The sequence below is a fragment of the Bacillus sp. JJ1503 genome (genome assembly GCF_036965125.1).
Lineage (GTDB): Bacteria > Bacillota > Bacilli > Bacillales > Cytobacillaceae > Cytobacillus.
The window spans coordinates 11,483-12,498 of sequence record NZ_JBALOZ010000073.1 but is presented as its reverse complement, the minus strand read 5'-3'; the positions used below and the strand labels follow the sequence as shown (position 1 = coordinate 12,498).

The following is a 1,016-nucleotide window of genomic DNA, read 5'->3' as shown; positions in this document are numbered from 1 at the left end:
ATATGAAGGCTTGCTCATCCTATCCCATAATCCGGAAGGGTTGCCGGAAGCCGCTTATAAAGCAAGAAGCATTGCTGATACTGCACTTTCTTCAGAACTTCAGCACTACTTGCAGCAAATAAAGACAGAGCTTGCAGCTTCAAAAATAAATTTATCTCAGGATCAATTAGGCAAGCTCTATGAGCCAGTTTCCTTTAGTAAAATCGCACTTGAAGAAAATGCAAAAACGGAAGAAGAATTAAACCAGGCAAGAGGGCTCGTCTATGTCCTGCTCTTTATCATTTATTTCGCTGTTATTTTATACGCGAATATGATTGCCATGGAGGTTGCTACAGAAAAATCCTCACGTGTAATGGAAATTCTTATTTCAAGCGTAGCACCTGTTAAGCAAATGTTTGCAAAGATTATTGGAATAGCATTGCTTAGTTTAACGCAAATGGGAATTATCCTAGTTGTTGGTTTTTATTTTGTAAAGAGAAATATGGAAAGCATGCAAGGCGGTTTTTTCGAAGTTTTCGGGTTTAGTGATATTCCGATTTCGTCTATTATTTATGCTCTCGTATTCTTTTTACTAGGATACTTCTTATATGCAACATTAGCTGCATTTCTTGGATCGCTTGTCAGCCGGATTGAAGATGTCCAACAAATGATTATGCCGATGACGATGCTTGTTGTGGCAGGATTTATGATATCCATGTTTGGACTAAGCCAGCCGGATACGTCTTTTATGACGATTGCCTCTTATATTCCATTTTTCACGCCGATGCTTATGTTTATGCGGGTAGGAATGCTGACATTGCCAGTCTGGGAGCCGTTATTAGGCATTGCGATATTGATCATCACGATTGTAATTTTGGCAATATTCGGTGCAAAGGTATATAAAGGGGGAGTTCTCATGTATGGCAAATCAAACTCCTTTAAGGATATTAAAAAGGCTTTGCAGCTTACGAAAAATGAATAAAAGATTAAAAGGCTCTGCACAATGCAGAGCCTTCTTTTTGTCTAGCTCCAGCGCC

Annotated in this window: 1 protein-coding gene; it reads left to right on the top strand. The window is 39.1% G+C overall.

Annotation, left to right across the window (positions count from 1 at the left end; genetic code table 11):
• Positions 1 to 961, top strand: a 961-nt coding sequence (locus V7149_RS06755; RefSeq protein WP_335344882.1) for an ABC transporter permease, incomplete at its 5' end; no start/stop codon positions are given.
• Positions 962 to 1,016: the final 55 nt, after the last annotated feature.